The sequence below is a fragment of the Lentilactobacillus kefiri genome (assembly GCF_007989105.1).
Classification (GTDB): domain Bacteria; phylum Bacillota; class Bacilli; order Lactobacillales; family Lactobacillaceae; genus Lentilactobacillus; species Lentilactobacillus kefiri.
In genome coordinates, this window is the sequence record NZ_BJVK01000006.1 from 25,023 (window position 1) to 45,981 (window position 20,959).

The 20,959-nt window shown below is 41.1% G+C and carries 19 protein-coding genes and 2 tRNA genes; 14 read left to right on the plus strand and 7 right to left on the minus strand.

The window, feature by feature from the left end; all coding sequences use genetic code 11:
* Nucleotides 1-4 precede the first annotated feature (4 nt).
* From LKE01_RS03590 to LKE01_RS03600, 3 genes are all read left to right on the plus strand, one after another.
* Nucleotides 5-1,078 carry a dipeptide epimerase gene (locus tag LKE01_RS03590; RefSeq protein WP_056981185.1) on the plus strand — a complete coding sequence of 358 codons (1,074 nt, stop codon included), beginning with the start codon at nt 5-7 and terminating at the stop codon, nt 1,076-1,078.
* Between the two features lie 133 nt (nt 1,079-1,211).
* Nucleotides 1,212-2,102, plus strand: coding sequence for a C40 family peptidase (locus LKE01_RS03595; RefSeq protein ID WP_056981187.1), 891 nt, complete (start codon nt 1,212-1,214; stop codon nt 2,100-2,102).
* Nucleotides 2,099-2,854, plus strand: coding sequence for a serine hydrolase (locus LKE01_RS03600; RefSeq protein WP_056981189.1), 756 nt, complete (start codon nt 2,099-2,101; stop codon nt 2,852-2,854). Before LKE01_RS03595 ends, LKE01_RS03600 begins: the two co-directional genes overlap by 4 nt.
* Nucleotides 2,855-2,959: 105 nt before the next feature.
* Here LKE01_RS03600 and LKE01_RS03605 read toward each other — a convergent pair whose 3' ends face one another.
* The 4 genes from LKE01_RS03605 to LKE01_RS03620 form a co-directional block, all read right to left on the minus strand.
* The gene (locus LKE01_RS03605; protein ID WP_054768945.1) at nt 2,960-3,208 is read right to left on the minus strand and encodes a metal-sensitive transcriptional regulator; all 249 of its coding nucleotides are present in this window, start codon (nt 3,206-3,208) and stop codon (nt 2,960-2,962) included.
* A 12-nt stretch (nt 3,209-3,220) separates the two neighbouring features.
* A complete protein-coding gene (locus LKE01_RS03610) occupies nt 3,221-4,864 on the minus strand; it encodes an FAD-dependent oxidoreductase (protein ID WP_056981190.1) in 1,644 nt (547 codons plus the stop codon).
* Between the two features lie 11 nt (nt 4,865-4,875).
* Complete coding sequence (locus tag LKE01_RS03615; protein ID WP_054768946.1) at nt 4,876-5,184, minus strand: rhodanese-like domain-containing protein; 309 nt, start codon at nt 5,182-5,184, stop codon at nt 4,876-4,878.
* Nucleotides 5,185-5,319: 135 nt separating this feature from the next.
* The gene (locus LKE01_RS03620; RefSeq protein ID WP_056981192.1) at nt 5,320-5,772 is read right to left on the minus strand and encodes a MarR family winged helix-turn-helix transcriptional regulator; all 453 of its coding nucleotides are present in this window, start codon (nt 5,770-5,772) and stop codon (nt 5,320-5,322) included.
* Between the two features lie 180 nt (nt 5,773-5,952).
* Here LKE01_RS03620 and LKE01_RS03625 point away from each other — a divergent pair, with 180 nt between their 5' ends.
* Together LKE01_RS03625 and LKE01_RS03630 are read left to right on the plus strand one after the other, a co-directional pair.
* Complete coding sequence (locus tag LKE01_RS03625; protein ID WP_056981194.1) at nt 5,953-6,651, plus strand: DUF2238 domain-containing protein; 699 nt, start codon at nt 5,953-5,955, stop codon at nt 6,649-6,651.
* Between the two features lie 21 nt (nt 6,652-6,672).
* Nucleotides 6,673-6,756: transfer RNA gene (locus tag LKE01_RS03630), tRNA-Leu, on the plus strand.
* 89 nt (nt 6,757-6,845) lie between these two features.
* Here LKE01_RS03630 and LKE01_RS03635 read toward each other — a convergent pair.
* Nucleotides 6,846-8,732, minus strand: a complete 1,887-nt coding sequence (locus LKE01_RS03635; protein ID WP_056981196.1) for a S53 family peptidase — start codon at nt 8,730-8,732, stop codon at nt 6,846-6,848.
* A gap of 590 nt (nt 8,733-9,322) precedes the next feature.
* On the opposite strand from LKE01_RS03635, the gene LKE01_RS03640 reads away from it, so the two are divergent.
* Nucleotides 9,323-9,763: a universal stress protein gene (locus LKE01_RS03640; RefSeq protein WP_054768947.1), complete on the plus strand. Its 441-nt coding sequence runs from the start codon at nt 9,323-9,325 to the stop codon at nt 9,761-9,763.
* Nucleotides 9,764-9,828: 65 nt separating this feature from the next.
* Here LKE01_RS03640 and LKE01_RS03645 read toward each other — a convergent pair whose 3' ends face one another.
* Nucleotides 9,829-10,062 carry a hypothetical protein gene (locus LKE01_RS03645; RefSeq protein ID WP_054768948.1) on the minus strand — a complete coding sequence of 78 codons (234 nt, stop codon included), beginning with the start codon at nt 10,060-10,062 and terminating at the stop codon, nt 9,829-9,831.
* A 213-nt stretch (nt 10,063-10,275) separates the two neighbouring features.
* Between LKE01_RS03645 and asnB the strand changes: the two genes are divergently transcribed.
* From asnB to LKE01_RS03665, 4 genes are read left to right on the plus strand one after another with little or no spacing between them, the layout of a single operon-like run.
* Nucleotides 10,276-12,156 (plus strand): asparagine synthase (glutamine-hydrolyzing), encoded by a 1,881-nt coding sequence (gene asnB / locus LKE01_RS03650; protein ID WP_054768949.1) that lies wholly within the window; start codon nt 10,276-10,278, stop codon nt 12,154-12,156.
* Between the two features lie 29 nt (nt 12,157-12,185).
* Nucleotides 12,186-13,721 (plus strand): UDP-N-acetylmuramoyl-L-alanyl-D-glutamate--2,6-diaminopimelate ligase, encoded by a 1,536-nt coding sequence (locus LKE01_RS03655; protein ID WP_056981198.1) that lies wholly within the window; start codon nt 12,186-12,188, stop codon nt 13,719-13,721.
* 2 nt (nt 13,722-13,723) lie between these two features.
* Complete coding sequence (locus tag LKE01_RS03660; protein WP_056981200.1) at nt 13,724-14,974, plus strand: carboxylate--amine ligase; 1,251 nt, start codon at nt 13,724-13,726, stop codon at nt 14,972-14,974.
* Nucleotides 14,975-14,986: 12 nt separating this feature from the next.
* Complete coding sequence (locus tag LKE01_RS03665) at nt 14,987-15,703, plus strand: aspartate/glutamate racemase family protein (RefSeq protein WP_056981202.1); 717 nt, start codon at nt 14,987-14,989, stop codon at nt 15,701-15,703.
* A gap of 9 nt (nt 15,704-15,712) precedes the next feature.
* Here LKE01_RS03665 and LKE01_RS03670 read toward each other — a convergent pair whose 3' ends face one another.
* Entirely contained in the window at nt 15,713-16,018 is a 306-nt protein-coding gene (locus LKE01_RS03670; protein WP_225364655.1) for a YisL family protein, read from the minus strand.
* 158 nt (nt 16,019-16,176) lie between these two features.
* Between LKE01_RS03670 and LKE01_RS03675 the strand changes: the two genes are divergently transcribed.
* The 4 genes from LKE01_RS03675 (at nt 16,177) to LKE01_RS03690 (ending at nt 20,913) form a co-directional block, all read left to right on the plus strand.
* Nucleotides 16,177-16,247: transfer RNA gene (locus LKE01_RS03675), tRNA-Gly, on the plus strand.
* A gap of 310 nt (nt 16,248-16,557) precedes the next feature.
* Nucleotides 16,558-18,249, plus strand: a complete 1,692-nt coding sequence (argS, locus tag LKE01_RS03680) for an arginine--tRNA ligase (protein WP_056981205.1) — start codon at nt 16,558-16,560, stop codon at nt 18,247-18,249.
* Nucleotides 18,250-18,408: 159 nt separating this feature from the next.
* Entirely contained in the window at nt 18,409-20,496 is a 2,088-nt protein-coding gene (locus tag LKE01_RS03685; RefSeq protein ID WP_056981207.1) for a PBP1A family penicillin-binding protein, read from the plus strand.
* Between the two features lie 72 nt (nt 20,497-20,568).
* Nucleotides 20,569-20,913: a YlbF family regulator gene (locus tag LKE01_RS03690; protein ID WP_056981209.1), complete on the plus strand. Its 345-nt coding sequence runs from the start codon at nt 20,569-20,571 to the stop codon at nt 20,911-20,913.
* The last annotated feature ends 46 nt before the right edge of the window (nt 20,914-20,959 follow it).

Consider the following 20,959-nt stretch of genomic DNA (forward strand, 5'->3'; position numbering starts at 1 on the left):
TTGATTGGAACCCGTTATTAAGCACATTGATTTCAAGGAAGCCGCGGTTCCTCTAAAGAGGCCGTTTAAAACGGCTTTAAGGACAGTGACGACGGCTCAAACATTAATCGTCAAGGTGACTGACAGTAATGGTCGGATCGGTTATGGTGAAGCTGCACCGACTCCGGTTATTACCGGTGATACACTGCCGAGTATTGAAGAGGCTGTTGGTCATATTATCGGTCGCAAGATTATTGGGAAAAGACTTGCGGATTCTGAAGATATTAAGTCCACAATTGAAGAGTCGATGGTTCATAACTCCAGTCCCAAAGCGGCTTTGAATATTGCCGTTAACGATTTACTGGCCCAATCATACGGGGTTCCGCTTTACCAGCTGCTGGGCGGCCATTCTGATAAGATCACGACAGATTATACTGTGAGTGTCGGATCAATTGATGACATGATTAATCAGGCAAAGGATCTCATCGCCAAAGGCTTCACAACTTTGAAAATTAAAGTTGGCGATGATTCCGAGCAAGCCGATCTTGACAAAATTGTTGCCATCAGAGGGGCTGTTGGGCCTGAAATAAAGATTCGCCTGGATGCCAATCAAGGCTGGCACCCGAAACAAGCTGTTGCGGTGATTAATCGAATGCAGGATTTGAATCTCAATATTCAATTGGTTGAACAGCCAGTTAAGGCAGTGGATTTTGAGGGCATGGCATATGTGACTCACCACACAACAACCATGATTATGGCTGATGAAAGTATCTTTTCCGTTGCGGATGCCGCAAGGATTATCGCAATGGGTGGCTGCGATATTATCAACCTTAAGTTGATGAAGGCCGGTGGCATTGACAACGCCTTAAAAATCAACACGTTGGCAGAGGCTGCCCGCATTCCATGCATGGTTGGCAGCATGATTGAGTCGTCGGTTTCAGTGACTGCGGCAGCACATTTGGCCGCGGCTAAACGCAACATTAAATATGTTGATCTGGATGCCTCGATGATGTTTACCGACAACCCTGTGAAGGGTGGAATCATCAATAAACGGAATGAAATTACTTTTCCAGCGTTATCTGGATTAGGATTTGAATAGGAATGGATCGTACTGAAATGACTCAGTGCGATCCATTTTGTATCCTAATTCAACGTCTTGCTGGCTAAAGGACTATAATATATGTATACTAAAAATTATTAATGATAAACAAAAATCGAATGGAGGTGCTCAGATGGAAACAAGACGTATAAAAGTACCAGTTGCAACTATCTGGAAATCTAAAAAATCACCAAGGAAGGTTGATAAGCCTGCTTTGGATGGCGATGTTAAAAAGTGGGTTGAACAAATGAGTGACAAGGATTCAATTGCTTTGTCAGACGATGATTTGTTGGAAACCCAAGCATTGTTTAACGATGAGGTCATCATTGACCACTTTGATGGTGACTGGGCTAAAGTGTATGTCCCAAGTCAGCGCGATGATTCTGACTCAAGAGGTTATCCCGGCTGGGTACCGACAAAACTATTAAGTGACAGTCAGATCAGTTATCCACCAATCACCTCGATTGTCAGAATTGCTGTTCGAACCGCAAAGCTGTTTGATGAAGATAAAAAGCCAATTCTGGAGATGAGTTTGGGAACGGTTTTACCTCAAATTGGCATTGACGGAGATTACATCGAAGTTGAGACACCAATTGGAAAGGGCTTTATTGAAAAATCAGCTGCGACACTTCCGTTTGTGGGGGCTAACGCTGGTGAAACAATGGTCCAAATGGCCCGCCAGTTTCTTGGAGAGCGATATCTTTGGGGTGGCACAAGCTCATATGGGTTTGACTGTTCCGGATTTGTTTACACACTTCACCGAGTTCTTGGGTTCGATATTCCTCGGGATGCTGATGACCAACAGGAAAACGGTCTGCCATTAGCGCCGGAAGAGATTCAACCTGGCGATCTGGTTTACTTTGCTTATGATCACGGCACCGGTTATGTTCACCATGTTGGCATGTATATTGGCAATGGTGAAATGATTGAATCCCGAACACCTGGTGCAAAAGTGGATATTGCGAAATTGACAGAACCTAAATTTTCCTCAGAGTTCGCTGGATTCAGGAGATATTGGCGATGAAAAATGATCTGGCTGATAAAATTGAGCCGATTTTTTCAGATGTCCAATTTAATTATGGCTTGCTGATTCGGATGAATGGCCAAACATTGGTTGAACACAGAAGTAGGGCGTCGTTTCCATCGGCTTCCTTGATTAAGCTGGCAATATTGGCCGATATTTTAGATAGTCACATTCAATTGGACCAAATGATTCCTGTTCATGAAGATCAATTAGTTGGCGGTGCTGGGGTGCTGCAACTCCTTCAACCACGCGACTGGAAATTACGAGATTTGTTAGCGTTAATGATTAGTGATTCTGACAATTCGGCAACAAACGTTGTGATTTCATTCATTGGTATGGAACACGTTCAAAATTATCTTAAAAGTAATGGCTTCGAACAAACCAAGCTCAACCGTTATCTGATGGACGGGCGTTCATTGGCCCTTGGCATTGATAATTTCACCAGTGCAGAAGAGAGCTTGAGGCTTCTGGATTCGGTTTTGAGCCATGGTGCAACCATTGCTTCATGGTTTAAGGACCAACAATTTCGTTATAAATTGCCAGGTAATTTTGATGAATCAAATGAGAAGGTTGTTGTATACAATAAGACTGGCGAAGGGTATTTAATTGACCATGATGTTGCAAAAGTTGTATATAACAATAAAGCGGTTGACGTTGGACTGCTGACATCTGGTTCAAACCATCGAATGGATACACTTCACATTTTTAATCAGGTTGGCCAAACATTATTGGACTGGCTTAAAATGGAATAAAGTAACTTCATTTAGGATTAAACGTTTATTAATATGAAAGGGCTGAAACATCATTTACAGATGTTTCAGCCCTTTTTTGTATATGGCAAGATGCGTCTTGTTTGGTTATAATTTGTAAATCATTTTGAGAGCTTCCTCAATTTTGTCATCATCAACTTTACCGTTATTAGCCAAACATTTTCGAATGTTTTCGGCAACCACGAGGCCCATCACTTTATCGAGGCTGGATCTCACAGCCATTAATTGAACCATGGTTTCCTGACAGGATTTATCGTCGTCCATCATTTTTAAGATACCGCGAATTTGTCCTTCGGTTCGTTTCAAGCGGTTGGTAATTTTCGGATCACACGCCATGGGTATTCCTCCTTAATGGATAATCCGTTCAGGATATGCTGCGCTGTAAGTTAAGAATGCACCATCCAAGTTCTTAACGTTAAAGCCGTCATTTTTCAAAATTCGTTCTGCAATATAACTTCGCTGACCACTTCGACAGCTGACAATAATTTGCTTGTCTTTGGGAATTGTGTTCAAGTGATCTCTGAGCGAATCAAGTGGGATATTGACCGCATTTGGCAGTCGGCCGTCTCGACTTAGTTCTTCTGGCGTTCGGACGTCGATAAGATAATCACCGTTTCTAACTGCTTCATCTACTTGATCAAATTGAATATTTTCGGATAATCCCTCAAGCAAATTTTCGCCAGCGTAACCAATCATATTGACGGGATCTTTGGCTGAACCAAAAGGTGGGGCGTAACTTAGTTCAAATTCCGGCAGATTGGTAATCTTCATTTTTGATTTGATTGCAACCGCCAAGACATCGATCCGTTTATCCACACTGTTTTTTCCAACTGCCTGGGCACCGTATAATTGGCCGGTCTTTGAATCGAACATGACTTTCAGCGAAAGTGGGGTTCCACCAGGAAAATATCCCGCGTGACTTGAATTCGTTGTATGAACGGTCATGAAGTCGATGCCGGTTGATTGAAGCTGTTTTGCGTTCAATCCAGTTGCTGCAGCACCGAGATCAAAGGTGCGAACAATGGCAGTTCCAATGCCGCCTTTATTGCGTCTGTTGATTCCCATAATGACATCGGCGACCTGCCGACCTTGGCGGTTCGCAGGCGATGCCAGGGGGATTGATACGAGTTGGTTGGTGATCAAATCTTTAACCAGGATTGCGTCGCCAACAGCGTAAATATCTTGCTCAGATGTTTGGTAATGGTCATCGACAATGATTCCACCACGATCACCGGTCTTAATGCCAACTTTTTGAATGAGTGATGTATCCGGGCGGACACCAACTGCCAAGATGACGATATCAGCACTGACAACCGTATCATCACTGAGAGTTAACTGATCATTATTAATTTGTTTAACCCGGGTGTTTAACTTAACGTCAACTTTGTGTTCGGCCAGTTCTTTTTCAACAATTCCAGCCATTTCAAAATCTAAAAACGGCAGCACATGGTCACCCGCCTCAATTAAAGTGGTTTTGATTCCGCGGTTGGTCAGATTTTCAACGGCTTCGACACCGATTGATCCGGCGCCAATGACAGCCGCTGTTGCAGGATGGCTTTCAAGACGATTCATAATCTTATCAACATCGGGAATGTTTCTTAAGGTAAAGACATTGTTCGCCTTGGAAAGGCCAGTAATCTCTGGGATAACTGCTTTTGATCCTGGAGATAAGATGAGTTTATCATAGTCCAGAGTGTCTTGACTGCCGTCGTGGTTGACTGTTACCTGATGCTTTGCGGGGTTAATATCAGTGACTTCTGTGTTTGGTCTGACGTCAATTCTAAACCGTTGATTCAACTGTTCCGGACTTTCAACAATTAAATCATTACGATCACTGATTTCGCCAGAAAGGTAGTAGGGTAAGCCACAATTTGCAAAGGAAACGTAGGGACCTTTATCCAGTACAACAATTTCCGTGTCTTCGGACAATCTTCTTAAACGGGTAGCCGCAGACATTCCGCCTGCGACGCCACCAACAATTACGACTTTCATCAGATATCCTCCTATCTTCTAACCGGGCCGTTCCATGCATTCATTCCGCCCTTAACGTTAATGACATTATAACCTGCTTTGGCAAGTAATTTTGCGGCTCGTATGCTTCGGGCGCCGGACCGGCAGATTAAATACCATGGTTGGTGCTTGGCTTGAGCACTAATTTGTTGCGCCAATTTAGATAGTGGCATGTTGACTGCTGATGGGATATGACCGGTTTTGTACTCAAAATCTTCTCGAACATCAATCACCGTCGGATTGTGCTTTAGTTCGTCTTGAAGCTCATTAGTTGTCACTGATTTTACTTTTGAAAATAACATTCAAATTCTCCTTTTTATACCACTGGGGGTATCTACTATCAAGTAGAATACCGTAAATTTTGAGCTTTGTAAACATGGGACACAAAAAAAGCATCGCCTAATCGCGATGTTTTTGGATGATGTGTTTATTGAATGTTAAAGATGTGATTCGTTATATGAATCTAATTTGGTTTCGATTGTCGACATTGTCTGAGAGCAGGCTTCCTTTTCTTCAGGGGTTAGTCCCAAAATGTCAAAACAGCTGTTAACCCGTTCAAAAACATTGTCACGCTTATTCTTAGCGTCATCAGTCAATTCGATGATCACTGTTCGTTCATCGGATTCACTGCGGCTGCGAGTGATCCAACCGTGGCTTTCGAGCCGCTTTAATAACGGCGTTAAAGTACCACTGTCCAAGTGGAGGTATTCGCCCAATTGTTTGACTGACAGTGGGGCATATTGCCACAGTGTCAGCATCGCAATATACTGTGGATAGGTTAAATCAAATGGTTTAAGGGCTTGTTGGTAAAAGTGATTAAACTTTTTATTTGCTGTGTACACTTGGAAACATAGTTGTTGATCCAAGCGAATTGGTTTAGTTTTAGGCATAATATTAACTCCTGTATGTTTGCAAGTGACCGCCACCGTTTTTGCACGGCACGGACTAGTCGATTCATTTCAAATTCTTTATGTTATTATTGTAATGTATTCACAATTAAAAGCAAGACAAACGTGTGAGGTCAATTTAATTGTAAACAATTAATTTGATGACAAAGGGGATTATGACGTATGAAAATTGGTAAATTAAGATTTAGCACATGGTTATTTTGGATCACAATTGTTTCGATGGTCGGGTACATTGGTTATTACGGCTATTGGTTTATGAAAGGTCAGCCAAAATTTCATGGTCAAATGTTACTGCTGGTGGAAGTCTTTATTGGGATCTTGATTGCCAGCCTGCCATTTTTGATTGAGAAGCTGGGAAACTTTTATTTTCCACAAATTGAATTGGTCTTCTTCTATATTTTCTTATACATGTCGATTTTCCTTGGATCCGGTCTTCAATTTTACGGCGTGACCTTTTGGGATAAGTACGAACATGTCTTATCAGCCATGATGCTTGCTGGCTTGGGCTTTTCTATTTTCCAAGGGTTGCTCAGTGCAAGAGACAATGTTTCTAATAAGCCATTTTTGATGAGCCTATTTGCATTCGCCTTCGGTACCACTTGCGGGGTTTTCTGGGAACTTTACGAATTTACCGCTGATGGTTTAGGCGGCCTCAACCTTCAAAGATATGAAGAAGCCGGAAGATTATTAGTTGGCCGGGCTGCTTTGATGGATACGATGACGGATCTGATCGCTGATTTAACAGGGGCATTTTTGATGGCTCTGATTGGATATCTCATGATGAAACAGGATCCAAGTTCAAGTCGGTACCTGGTATTTAAATCAAAACGACAAAACTTCTTTTCAAGTTACTACTTTTAGTGTAAAATAATATATGTTGTTGCCCTCGTGGCGGAACTGGCAGACGCGCAGCGTTCAGGTCGCTGTTTGAGCAATCAAGTACAGGTTCGAATCCTGCCGAGGGCATAACACAATAAAGAAGCACCTCAATCCATTAGGAACAATGGACTGAGGTGCTTCTTTTATACTGCTCTAATTTATCTTAATCATTCATTCTAATTAGAAGAATTTTCAGATCCAAACTTGTTATAAAGTTTGTCAAAGTTAATGGTTCCCAAACCGGTTGCCTGGTTGTAAAGCTTGCCCGGTTGACCCGTGTAGTATAAGTTGTTGTTATTGTCTGCGTCATCAAGAACTGTAAATGGTGAATCAGTTTCGGCAGCAAACTTATAAATTTGTGGATTCCAGAAACCTAATGGGGTATCGCGGCCACTGTTCATGACAGCATTTGCAGCTGCCATTTGTGGGGCGACGAAACTTGTTCCGCCATTGACACTCCAGGACTTAATTGGATGATTGGTTAACTTCTTGGTCTTTTTGTCATACGAAAGATTATTACCTGATACGTAGGTTGCATAACCAGTCAGATTGTCAGCATTCGCTGAGACATCTGGTAAGTTACGACCGCCAGCGGTACCTGTGATAATTCTTGGATTCTTTTGGATTAGGAAGCCGCCTTTGACGTATTTAAGAAGTTCAATGGCTCTGAATGTGTTAACACCAGGAACACCTAATTGATATCTTGGGGTTGGGTTTAACAAGGAGAAGCCGCCACCGCTTCCGGCATATATGGATGGCTTGGATTCCGGCTTGCTGTAAGTGTCACCCCAGGCCCGTTCTTTATTAACGGTGACGAGTTTGCCATCGATAATCTTAGTGTACGGAAGGGTGGTGCCACCGGTAATCACTTGGTAAGGCGAAGTTGAAAAGACATGGTTAAAGTCTTTCATTGCCAATTCTCTTGGGCCATAGTCACCACTTGCTTTGAACACGGTAATTCCTTGAACGGCAGCCTGCTCCAACATCACATTGAAAGCATCACTATAATCGGACATTGAGGAACTTGAATTCTGCTCCCAGTTGCTTGGTAGTTCCACATTGGGGCCAAAGCTGGTTGTCAGTTGTTTATCACGGTTATCGGAAATTGCTTTCATAAAAGTTGTGTAGTAAGTGGATGTTGAGGAGGTCTTCTGGTCAAGCGAAAGGCCAACGTAAGCATCAATATTGGCATCCGGGGCAACTGAAGCAGATTGGTTAACGTCCAATGTTGCTTCCATTTGTGGGGCACTAACACCCAGTGTCAGCATAAGGTCACCGGTCTTGTGACCGTCAACTGTGTAGATTTTGTTAATCCGGTTGGGATTGTCGTTAACGCCAACTTGATCTAAGTATGTTAAAACATCATCTTTTTTGAAATCAGAAAGGGTGATAATTCCAATTCGCTGACCTTGACCGGTTAATCCTTTGGCATACAAATTATTCAGCTGATACCGATCGGCGAATTTTAATGCACCATACTTTTTAGAAAACGAGGTCTTACTCAGATCTGTATTTGGTGATGTCGGGGCCTTTGGAATTGATGGGTTCAAACTTGATTTGGTCTTTTTTGTTTTAGGCTTCTTTGCATAAACCCCAATCACACTGATTACCTTATCGGATAGCTTGGCAGGAAACTTTATCTTAGTCCGATATTGCTTTGAACCGATCTTGGTGCTTTTGGCATCAAACGCTTTAATCAGGTTGGCTCGGCTACCCCATACTTTTAATGCTAAATTTCCGGGATAAACCGCGGATTTCAAATGATATTTGGCAAGGTAGTTACTGAAATCACTGATTTCTGACTGACTTCTACCAAATTTGTCTGCAACCTGATCCGGTGTCAGATATTTATGAAAATTCGATGATGTCGGATCGACGGTATCATATGTGTAATCGGTCAATTGGGATTCACTTTGAGGCTTAAATGCGATATTTGCCACAACCGTATTTGAACCCTTTACTGATGGCAGCTTAAATGATGCTGCTTTGGAACTGATCGTTGAACTTCCCAAAAGAACGATTATTCCGCTCAATAATCCTAAGGTTATTCTGTTTCCCCTCATACATGCCACTTCTTTCTTGCAATATTTATACATAAATTATAACGCTATTTGAATCAAAACCTGCTTTAGTGCCTTACTTTGAAAAAATCACGCTGTTAATGCCAAATACATTCATCACGTACAAAATAAGGATAACTGAGTTGGTGATTGCTGAAAAAACGATCAGGTCATATCTAAGGGTCGTGTGATAGATACTAAAGCTCCAGCCACTGTTATATTTTTTGCCTTTGTAGGTGAATGAAACGATTATCAAAAACAGGCTTAAAATTCCTTGGATAATCATGCCGATAATATAGATAAAGGAATTGCCATAGGAATATTGAAATAGGTATAAACCGACACAGAAAGCGTCAATTAAGATTGTTATGAATGGGATAGGAATCAGCTCTTTTCATTTTAATATCCCCATTATATCAAACCGCACAATTCGGGGGTCGGTAGGGGGTTGATGATGGATAACGATCGCTGCACTGACGGCTAAAAATCATTTGATTATATCCCTAAACTTATTAATTGCTTTTTGATTATAAACGTTGCATTATAGTGGTGTAGACAAGTAATGGTTCCGCTTACATGAAAGGGTGATTGGTATGTATAAAAACATTTTAGTTCCGTTGGACGGAAGTAAGAATTCACAACTTGCTTTAGAGGAAGCATGCAAGTTGGCAAAGCAATTCGACTCTACAATTCATTTGGTAACAGTTATTAATAACACCAATTTCTATTATGGAGCTGGAGCTGCCGGCATGCCGCCTCGTATGTATGACGACCAGCGTGACATTGCTGAGAACATTATTAATGCAGCAAAGAAATATGCCGATTCACAAGGCGTTAAGTACGAGAGCTCCATTGATACTGGAAACCCTAAGAATATCATTGCTCATGTATATCCAGACGAGCATGATGTTGATTTGATTGTCATTGGTAAATCCGGTGTCGATGCGATCAACCGGGTATTGATTGGTTCAACCACTGCATTCGTTGTACGTAATTCAACAACCAAGGTTTTAGTTGTTAATACCAAAGGCTAAAGTCAATAAAAAAATGGTTCAGCGTTATCTGGGAAGGTAACGTTGAACCATTTTTTATTCATCAATTAAATTTTATCAGAAATCTTGTATGGCTTCTGAATGGCATTCTTTTCATTATCATGACTGATAATATCGTCCGCCATAAAAATATCAAAGTTTTTATTGTCGACGCCATGAACGACGAGGACATTTTTGTTATGTTCTTTTTCTTTGTATATTTGAGCGGTCTTTACCGCCTCGTTATGATCATGAAAGTTGCCAATTGAATCTCCTGGGTTGAAAAATACGATTTCATCCATTTGTATCTCTCCCTTCAATACATTTGTATCTCTAAAACAAGTATAACTTAAAATAATGGTAAAACAAAATTCGAAAATGTTTTATTTTCAGTTGAGTCGCTGTTTTTTAAGAAAGTTTTATACTACTGGTAGCAAGGGTGTTAATCTGATAAAATATAAACCGTTATTGATTTTAAGACTAACCAAGAAGATTTTATAAAAGGGGTATAGGATATGTGCGGATTTGTTGGTTACGTTAACCAAAAAGATGTTCCAGAAGGTACCATTAACAGCATGGCTGATAGGATCAAGCATCGTGGCCCCGACGACGAAGCTTATTTTTCAGACGACAATGTTTCAATGGGCTTTCGACGACTTTCAATCATTGACTTGGCACATGGCCGTCAGCCGATGTTCAACGCTGACCAGACTAAAGTACTGACTTTTAATGGTGAAATTTACAATTACAAAGAAATTCGTGAAGAACTTCGCGATTTGGGTTATGAGTTTAAGACGGATGTTGATTCAGAAGTTCTTGTTTATGGATATGAAGAATGGGGTCCAGCATTGTTGGATAAGCTCCGTGGAATGTTTGCCTTCGTTATCTACGACAAGAAGAAAAATGAAGTCTTTGGTGCCCGTGACCACTTTGGAATCAAGCCGCTTTATTACTACGATGATGGCGATACTTTCCTTTGGGGATCAGAAATTAAAGCTTTCTTGGAACATCCAAACTTTAATAAGGAATTGAATCTCCGCTTATTGCCAATTCATTTGAGCTTTGAGTTTATTCCATCCAGAGAAACAATGTTCAAACATGTCTACAAATTATTGCCTGGACAATACTTCCTGCACAAGAACGGAAAAACCGAAACCCATCGTTATTACAAATTTAATTATGATCACATTGATAATAGTCAAACCATTAAGGGCGATGCCGATAAGATTGGCAAGCTGGTAGATGATTCTGTTAAGGCCCATATGATTGCCGATGTTGAAGTTGGAAGCTTCTTATCCAGTGGAATTGATTCCAGCTACGTTCTTAATGAGGCAGCCAAATTAAAGCCAATTCAATCATTTTCAATTGGTTTTCATCACTCCAAATATAGTGAGTTGGCTTGGTCAACCGAGTTTGCCAAGACGATTAACCAAAAGAACACCCCAATTTACATGAACGGGGATGACTACTTCAACTTCCTGCCAACAATGATGTACTACATGGATGAGCCACTTTCAAATCCAGCGGCAATTCAGTTGTACTACTTGTCAAAAGACACTTCCAAACATGTCAAAGTTGCGTTATCCGGTGAAGGTGCCGATGAATTCTTCGGTGGCTATAACACCTATTTGGAAGCTATTCCGTTTGACCGTTACCAAAAGTACGTGCCAAAGCCGGTTCGTAAGGGCCTGGCAGCCGTTGCAAAGCGCTTGCCTCGATTCCATGGGAAACGGTTCCTGGTTCGTGGTGCCCAGCCGCTTAGCGAACGCTATTACCGAGTTAACTACGTCTTTAACTATGACGACCGGAACAAAGTGTTGAAGGATCCATCAATCAACGTTGATTCTGGTGCATACACCAAGCACATCTTTGATGACGTTAAGGGCAAAGATGAAATGACCCAAATGGAATACTTTGATATCAACACTTGGCTGCCATTTGATATTTTGCACAAGGCTGATCGAATGAGTATGTGTAACTCACTTGAAGTTCGGGTTCCATTCGTTGATAAGGAAGTTGCCAAGTTTGCCGAAACGATGCCTGTCAAAACGCGGATTACGCCAAACGAAACCAAAATTGCATTACGGACATCTGCTGAGCGAGAGATGCCTAAGAAGACGGCTCTTAAAGAGAAGCTTGGATTCCCATCACCAATTGCCAGCTGGATTAATGATCCAAAATATCACGAACGGATTGTGAAAGCATTCCATTCAGATACTGGTAAAAAGTTCTTCAACACCCATGAACTTGATCGATTGTTGAAAGAACATGCTGAAGGTAAATCCAACATGCAAAAGATCTTCACAATTTACACATTTATCCTTTGGTACCAGGTTTACTTCCCAGAAGATACAACTGAGGACACAATTAAACTGGTTCATCGGACACAAATTTAGAAATATGCAGAGAATGGAAGGTGCACAAATTGGCACAAATTACTGTTGCTGAGGTTGTCTTATTACTCAAAGAACATAATTTATTGATTGAAAGTCAATTTAGCAGCTCAACCCATCATTTTGATCAGATTGCATATAATTCTAAGCTCGTAGTTGATAACTGTTTGTTTTTCTGCAAAGGAAACTTTAAACCGGCTTATCTGGATGATGCCCAAACGCATGGTGCCACTGCTTATATGTCTGAAAAGGCTTATAGCAATGCCAAAATTCCAGGTTTTATCGTTAAGAATATCCAAAAAGCAATGTCGCTCGTAAGTGCGGCATTTTTTGGGTTTCCACAAGATAAATTGCCGACCATTGCATATACCGGTACCAAGGGCAAAACAACTTCAGCTTACTTTACCAAAGCCATTCTGGATCAAACCTATGATCGAAAAGTTGCTTTATCTTCAACCATCAATACGGTTGTCGGACCAACAAGTAAAGACGTTGTTAAATCGAATTTAACAACGCCGGAATCATTGGATTTATTTACCAACATGCATAAAGCGGTTGAAAATGGGATGAGTCATCTTGTGATGGAAGTATCGTCACAAGCCTATAAAAAGAACCGGGTATACGGTTTACATTACGACGTCGGGGTTTTCCTGAACATTTCACCTGATCATATCGGTCGAAATGAACACCCAACTTTTGCCGACTACCTGCACTGTAAAGAACAATTGCTGGTTAATTCGGATGCCTGTGTGTTTAACGCTGACGGCACCCATCTGACCGATATCTATTACACCGCCAAGGCAACGACTCAGCCAGAAAATATTTACATTTATGGCCGACAGCGTGAAGGTCAGGAAACCGAATATCCAATCGATTTTCTCTATCATTCCATAGAAGATTCATTAACAGAAAATGAGATTCAAATTACTGCCAATACTGAAAAAGCCAAGAAACTTCACATTGACGGTGCTTATCACATTGCAATCCCTGGTGACTATAACGAAGGCAACGCAGTGGCTGCCGCCATTACCAGTGCTTTGATGGGAGCCAAGCCGAGTGAAATTGAATATGGCTTGTCCAATACAACTGTTCCGGGACGAATGGAAATCTATCAAACCAAGGACCATGGAACCATTTACGTTGACTATGCCCATAATTATGGCAGTCTGCATTCCGTACTCGACTTTCTTAAGAGCCAAGCACCCAAGAGTAAGGTAACAGTAATTACCGGAAGTACCGGTGATAAGGGGATTGATCGTCGTGAGGGCCTTGGCAAGGCAATTAACGAGTCAGCGGATCAGGCTTATTTAACAACTGATGATCCTGCGACGGAAGATCCTAAAAAGATTGCCGAAGAGATTGCCCAACATATTGATCCAACGCAAGTCGCTACCAGCTACATTGCCGATCGTAAACAAGCGATTACGAAAGCCGTTACGGAAAGCAAGAAGGGCGATTTGGTCGTCGTTGCCGGCAAAGGGCATGACGAATATCAAAAGATTAACGGCAAAAATGTGCCTTACGAAGGCGATGCCGCTATTGTTAAAAATCTCGTGAAAGGACTTTAAAAATGGAAAAAGAGAAGCTTGATTTTACGCCCGTTTTATTGGGAAGTGATTTTAATGCGTATGGGATGGCCAGAAGCCTATACGAAGTTTATGGCAAGCCGGTTAAGGCATTTGCCCAAACCCAGTTGGCACCAACCAGATTTACAAGAATCGTTGATTTGGAATTAATTCCAGGCTTTAGTGAAGATCCTGTCTGGATTAATACCATGAAAAAGATTAAGCAGCGTTATGCCGATCACAAAGAGCCGGTGATTTTGATTGGCTGTGGGGATGGATACGCTGAACTTATTTCAAAGCATAAGAAAGAATTGGAAGATGTCTTCATCTGCCCATACGTTGACTATGATTTGATTAAAAAATTAAACGATAAAGAGAACTTTTACAAGATGTGTGACAAATATGATTTGCCATATCCTAAGACCAAGATCATTTCAAAGGCAATGTACGAGTCTGGAGATCCAATTGAACAGCCATTTGGCTATCCGGTTGCCCTCAAGCCTGCCAACAGTGTTGAATGGCTGGATATTCACTTTGAGGGTCGTAAGAAAGCCTTTATTATTAAGAGTGAAGCCGAGTTTAAGGATATTGTCGCCAAAAGTTATGACAACGGATATACGTCTGATTTTATTCTTCAAGACTTTATCCCGGGTGACGACAGTAATATGCGGACATTGAACGTGTATGTCGATAAGAACCATAAAGTTAAGTTAATGTGTCTCGGCCATCCATTGCTTGAAGATCCTGCACCTGCTGCAATTGGTAATTATGTTGCCATCATTCCCGATTTCAATCAGGATATTTATAATCGGGTTCAAAAGTTCTTGGAAGAAATTAATTTCCATGGTTATGCCAACTTTGATATTAAATTCGATCATCGGGATAACTCTTACAAATTGTTTGAAATTAACCTCAGAACCGGCCGGAGCAGTTTCTTTGTCACTCTGAACGGACATAAATTGGCTGACTGGGTTGTTCAAGATTATGCGTTTGATTCATTGAAGGACAAGCCGACTGTCTATGCAAACAAAGATAAAAGCCAGTATTTCCTCTGGTTAGGGGTTACACCAAAGATTTTTGAAAAGTATGCCAAGGATAACGATGCCAAGAAGCAGGCCATGGAAATGATCAGCGAAGGTCGTTATGGTGATACATTCTGGTATGCCAAGGACAAAAACATCAAACGCTTTGCATTATACAAGTGGATGATGCACAATTATGCCAAGAGCTTTAATAGGTATTTTGTCGAAAAATAAGGACTGATTTAAGTGAAAAATTTCTTTACAATCATTGGGGGAATGGGTACCGAAGCGACCGAAACCTTTGTGCATATTCTCAACGAACGAACCCATGCAACAAATGACCAGGAGTATTTGAATTATATATTGGTTAATCATTCAACTGTTCCTGATCGGACTGATTACATTTTAGATCATTCGAAGCCAAATCCATTTACGCCTTTGGCTGAAGATATTCAGCAGCAGAGTGCGCTGAATCCAGACTTCTTTGCGATTCCATGCAACACTGCGCATTATTTCTACGATGATTTACAGAATCTGACTGACATTCCGATTTTGAACATGCCAAAAGAAACCGTAGCTGCGATCAAGGATTATGCGCCCAATGCAAAACGGGTGGGCCTCATCGCAACCAAGGGGACATTGCACGATAAAATTTATGATAATGAAATCACTAACGCCGGCTATGAATTGGTTAAGCCCACGGAGAAGATTGCTGATCAAACGATGTCTCTCATCTACGATGACATTAAGGCTAAAAACTACGTTGACGAAAGCCTGTATCATTTAATCCTTTCTCAAATGGTTGAAAACCTTAAATGTGACATTGTCATTTTGGGATGTACCGAGTTGTCAGTTGCCCAACAACGAGCCTGCAATCATGATTATCCAGTGATTGATGCGCAAACTGTTTTGGCTGACAAGTGTATTGAGTTGGCTAAAAATAATCGAGACAAAAATAAATAGCCAACTAACTTAATAGTTGACTAAGGTTTGGATGTAAATGGCAATTGGAACGGCAACGATTAGAAGCCAGAGAAGCTTGGGACTATAATTAACGTCCTCTTTTCTTCCATAAGCTGTTTCCGTCAGTGCAATCACTCCTAAAGTAATCAGAGCACCAACGATAACCAATAACGGATGACGGTGAAAGGAACGCAGTGCAATGACAACTTGGCTGATAACAATCACCCAATAGAACAGCCTGGCAATCATCATTGAGTCAATCACATGTTTTTTAATTGATCTGGTTAAACCCCAGATATAATTGACTAACAGGATTGCCTAACAGCTGTAGTTCAAAATAATCCACATTCAAATCACCTCTTAAGTTAAGTATCAGTATTTTTACCATAAAAATCAATCTTTTCTAGATTTCTTTACACATTTCAAATCTTTATGACAAAGATAATTTAAAATGATATAATTGTCTTTGCTATGCGGGTATAGTTTAGTGGTAAAACACAAGCTTCCCAAGCTTGCGTCGCGGGTCCGATTCCCGTTACCCGCTTAGTGCTGTTAATTGGCACTATGTTGTGATTAATAACTGTTGACACCAACTGGGTTAACAAGTTATTATACACATTGGACGTTATAAATATTCAGTGATAAAAGAATAGTAGTTGGTTGCTAGATAGTCAGCGATTTCGGGGTAATGGAAGCCGAAATATTTAGTCAGCGAAGCGCGCTTTTTAGAATATTAATTTAATACTTTGAGCGGATATTTTTATCAAATAGAGTGGTACCGCGGGTTTACTCGTCTCTTACAATTGTTTATTTTGTAAGAGTTTTTTTGTATATTTATAGATGGAGGGAACATAATGGACTACAAAGCACAGGTTACGAACTCAATTTTAAGTGTCTTAAATGACGAATTATCATCAGCAGAGGTATATGAAAAGCTTGAAAAGCCAAAGACCCTTGCAATGGGTGACTTGGCCTTTCCAGCATTTACCTTGGCAAAGGTCTTTCATAAAGCACCAAATGCGATCGCTGAAGAATTGGTTGCTAAAATTGACCAATCATCTTATGAAAAAGTCGAAGCAAAGGGTGCCTACATCAACTTCTTCTTGGACAAGGGAACATTCAGTAATGAAATCCTGAATGAAGTCTTGGAAGAAGACTCCACATACGGCCAAAATGATAATGGTAAGGGTGGTAATGTTCCAATCGATATGTCATCACCTAACATTGCCAAGCCAATTTCAATGGGTCATTTACGATCAACTGTTATTGGTAACTCAATTGCCAAACTGTTGGTTAAAAACGGTTACCATCCAATCAAGGATAATCATTTAGGTGACTGGGGTACTCAATTTGGTAAGTTGATCGTTGCCTACAAGAAGTGGGGTAATGAAGAAGACGTTAAAAAAGATCCAATTAACAACCTGGTTAAGTATTACGTTAAGTTCCATAAAGAAGATAAGGCTCATCCAGAACTGGATGACGAAGCCCGTGAAACCTTCAAGAAGCTTGAAGACGGCAACAAAGAAGAAGTCTTCCTTTGGAAATGGTTCCGTAAGGTTTCATTGGAATCATTCAACAAGATTTACAAGAAGTTGGGTGTCAGCTTTGACACTTACAATGGTGAAGCCTTCTATAACGACAAAATGGATGAAGGTATCCAAATTCTTAAAGACAAGGGCCTTTTAGTTGAATCTCAAGGTGCCCAAGTTGTAAAGCTTGATAAATACAATTTGAACCCAGCCTTGATTTTGAAGAGTGATGGCGCAACTTTGTACATCACCCGTGATATTGCGACTGCCATTTACCGTGACAGAACCTACAAGCCAGCAATGAACCTCTATGTTGTTGGTGCAGAGCAGACTTATTACTTCAAACAGTTAAAAGCTGTTTTGCTTGAAATGGGTCTCCCATCTGCTGAAAACTTACATCATATTCCATTTGGCTTGATTACCGTTAATGGTAAGAAGCTTTCAACTCGTTCCGGCCGAATTATTTTGTTGGACAAGGTTTTGGATGACGCTATCGATCTTGCCAAGAAACAAATCGAAGCAAAGAACCCTGACTTGCCAAACAAGGATGAGGTTGCCAACGAAGTCGGTGTTGGTGCCATTATCTTCGGTGATTTGAAGAATGAACGAACTAATAACATTGATTTCGTTCTTGAAGACCAATTACGTTTTGAAGGTGAAACCGGTCCTTATGTTCAATACTCACATGCTCGTGCAGAAAGTATCTTGAGAAAAGCCGGCGACATTGATTTGCATAGTGCCGACAAACAGCTTGACGATCCGACTGCTTGGGAAACAATCACTGCTTTGAAAGACTTCCCAGCTGTTGTTGAGAGTGCATGCAAAGACTTTGAACCTTCAGAAGTTGCCAAGTACTCATTAAGACTGGCAAAGGCATTTAACAAGTACTACGCACACTCAAAGATTTTGGTTGAAGATGACCAATTGGCTGCCCGTTTATCACTTGTCAAAGCTGTTTCAATCGTCCTTAAAGAGTCACTTAACTTACTTGGTGTTAAAGCACCGGATGCAATGTAATTTAAGCAACTAACATAAGTCTCGGTAAGCGCAACGCTTGCTGAGGCTTTTTGCTGTTTGATAGTGTTTTTTAAATCCTCGTTAAATTTTCTATCCCATTAAATCGCCACCTTTTCAGATATGATACAATACTGGGGTATTCACAAAAGGAGTATCCGCATGAATAACAATTCAACCAAAACAATTAAACAATCGGCGGGGCATTTTTTTAAACGCTTCAACCGATTTTGTCGAAGGTTTCATCTGGTTAAATGGCTAGTGGTTATCTTTTTGACAATCTCATTAGTCACAAGCACGTATTTGGTTTTCCTGGCTAAAACAGCCCATGTGCAGAATCTGGAGTCATCACTCTCCAAGACCACTGAAATTTTTGATGTTAGTAACAAAAAAGCCGGTGAATTATATGCGCAGAAGGGCACTTATGTCCATTTGAATCAGGTTTCGGCTAATATCCCGAAAGCCGTTTTGTCCACTGAGGATCGAAATTTTTATCACGAATATGGATTCTCGTTTAAAGGAATTGCGCGGGCAATGTTTCTGTTAGTCAAAAATAAGCTTCTTCATCGTGACTATATCAGCGGTGGTGGTAGTACGCTTACTCAACAGCTGGTTAAGAATGCCTATCTTTCTCAAGAACAGACGATGACTCGAAAGCTCAAGGAACTCTTCTTGTCCATTCAGGTTGAAAATGTTTATTCCAAGAATGAAATTTTAACAATGTATTTGAACAATGCCTACTTTGGAAATGGTGTTTGGGGTGTTCAGGATGCTGCCAGAAAATATTTTGGTGAAGACGCCGTTGATCTTTCGGTGCCGGATTCCGCTGTATTGGCAGGAATGTTGACTTCTCCAAGTGCCTTTAACCCGATTGATAATCCTAAAGCGGCCAAATGGCGGCGAAACGTTGTCTTGCAGCTGATGGTTGAAAACAACAAACTTACCCAGGCCCAGGCCAACTATTATAAGAAGACGCCAATTGTGACCCGAGATACCTATGTCCGTAAAGACGGCTACAAATATCCTTACTACTTTGACGCGGTTATTGATGAGGCAATCAGTAAATACGGCATGACGGAATCAGAAATTATGAACCGTGGTTACCGGATTTATACGAATTTGAATCAATCGCAGCAAAAGGCGATGCAGACCAATTTTGATAATAATGCCATGTTCCCAGCCAATGCGGCTGATGGAACAGAGGTTCAAGCCGCTTCAATTGGAGTGTCGCCAACGACTGGTGGAGTAACGGCTGTTGTTGGTGGACGAGGCAAGCACGTCTTCCGTGGTTATAACCGAGCCACTCAGATTAATCGGCAACCTGGTTCTACCATGAAGCCGTTGGCGGTTTATACACCAGCTCTGGAAGCTGGGTACAAATTTGATTCCGAATTGGTTGATAAGAAGAAATCATATGGAACCAACCATTACACACCGAAAAACTATAATAATGTTTATCAGGGCAAAGTGCCGATGTATGAAGCTTTAGCTCAGAGTATGAATGCGCCTGCGGTTTGGTTACTTAACCAAATTGGTGTCAGCCGTGGTTATGATTCGGTTAAGGACTTTAATATTCCGGTTACCAAGAAGGACAAGAACCTTGCTCTTGCCTTGGGTGGGATGTCCGGCGGGGTTTCACCACAGCAAATGGCGGGTGCATATACGGCCTTTGCTAATGGCGGTAAGATTGTCAAACCGTTCTATATCCGAAAAATCGTGGATTCCACCGGAAAAGTGGTTGTGGATAACACAGCCAAACAGGAAGGCCGTCAGATTATGTCTTCTGCGGTTGCCAAACAAATGACCAGTATGATGCTTGGGGTCTTTAATAACGGAACTGGTGCCGATGCCAAACCTTATGGGTATCAGGTTGCCGGGAAAACCGGTAGTACCGAAGCCGATAATACGGGGTCATCGGATGCAACCAAGGATAAATGGATCATTGGATACACGCCCGACCTGGTTGTGGCAACTTGGGAAGGATTTGACAGTACCAGTCAGGCGCATCATTTGGAAAACTTGAGTGGGACTGGTGTCGGTCCATTATTTAAGAACGAAATGCAAACGATGCTGCCTTATACAAAGAATTCCAGCTTTGATACCAAGGACGCTCAATCACTTGTTCAAAGCCAAAGCAGCAATGACAATATTTGGGATACAATCCAAAAGAAGAGCAGCCAATATGGTAATCAAATTGAACAAAAAGCCAAAGATTTAATTGATGATGCCAAAAGCTGGTTCAATCATTAAACAGATAAGCCGGAAGCGATTTCTGGAATGTGTTAGAATTAGATAAATAAATTAGTTAGGGGAATATATTTAATGAATGAAAAAATGACCGCAACTGTGAACCAACTCCAATCCGAATTGATCGCATCTGATGAATTCACGGAGATTCAAGCAGCATTTGCCGACCTTAAGAAGAACGTGGATGATTACAAGGTCTTTAATGACTTCCAAGAGGCTCAAGCAAAGCTTCAACAGAAACAAATGCAAGGTGCTCAACCTACGCAAGAAGAGATTCAGAACATTCAGGCAATTGCCGGAAAAATGCGTGAAAGCAAGTTAATCTCCAACTTGATGACTAAGGAAAAAGCGCTCAGCCAATTATTGGCCGACATTAACAATACGGTTACAAAGCCGATTAGCGATTTATATCGTTCATAATCAAAAAAAGCGCGGAATTAGTTTAAATCTAATTCGGCGCTTTTCC

Coding starts and splice junctions, on each gene's coding strand:
- LKE01_RS03595 (WP_056981187.1), top strand. CDS start 1,212: ATGGAAACAAGACGTATAAAAGTACCAGTTGCAACTATCTGGAAATCT.
- LKE01_RS03600 (WP_056981189.1), top strand. CDS start 2,099: ATGAAAAATGATCTGGCTGATAAAATTGAGCCGATTTTTTCAGATGTC.
- LKE01_RS03605 (WP_054768945.1), bottom strand. CDS start 3,208: ATGGCGTGTGATCCGAAAATTACCAACCGCTTGAAACGAACCGAAGGA.
- LKE01_RS03610 (WP_056981190.1), bottom strand. CDS start 4,864: ATGAAAGTCGTAATTGTTGGTGGCGTCGCAGGCGGAATGTCTGCGGCT.
- LKE01_RS03615 (WP_054768946.1), bottom strand. CDS start 5,184: ATGTTATTTTCAAAAGTAAAATCAGTGACAACTAATGAGCTTCAAGAC.
- LKE01_RS03620 (WP_056981192.1), bottom strand. CDS start 5,772: ATGCCTAAAACTAAACCAATTCGCTTGGATCAACAACTATGTTTCCAA.
- LKE01_RS03625 (WP_056981194.1), top strand. CDS start 5,953: ATGAAAATTGGTAAATTAAGATTTAGCACATGGTTATTTTGGATCACA.
- LKE01_RS03635 (WP_056981196.1), bottom strand. CDS start 8,732: ATGAGGGGAAACAGAATAACCTTAGGATTATTGAGCGGAATAATCGTT.
- LKE01_RS03640 (WP_054768947.1), top strand. CDS start 9,323: ATGTATAAAAACATTTTAGTTCCGTTGGACGGAAGTAAGAATTCACAA.
- LKE01_RS03645 (WP_054768948.1), bottom strand. CDS start 10,062: ATGGATGAAATCGTATTTTTCAACCCAGGAGATTCAATTGGCAACTTT.
- asnB (WP_054768949.1), top strand. CDS start 10,276: ATGTGCGGATTTGTTGGTTACGTTAACCAAAAAGATGTTCCAGAAGGT.
- LKE01_RS03660 (WP_056981200.1), top strand. CDS start 13,724: ATGGAAAAAGAGAAGCTTGATTTTACGCCCGTTTTATTGGGAAGTGAT.
- argS (WP_056981205.1), top strand. CDS start 16,558: ATGGACTACAAAGCACAGGTTACGAACTCAATTTTAAGTGTCTTAAAT.
- LKE01_RS03685 (WP_056981207.1), top strand. CDS start 18,409: ATGAATAACAATTCAACCAAAACAATTAAACAATCGGCGGGGCATTTT.
- LKE01_RS03690 (WP_056981209.1), top strand. CDS start 20,569: ATGAATGAAAAAATGACCGCAACTGTGAACCAACTCCAATCCGAATTG.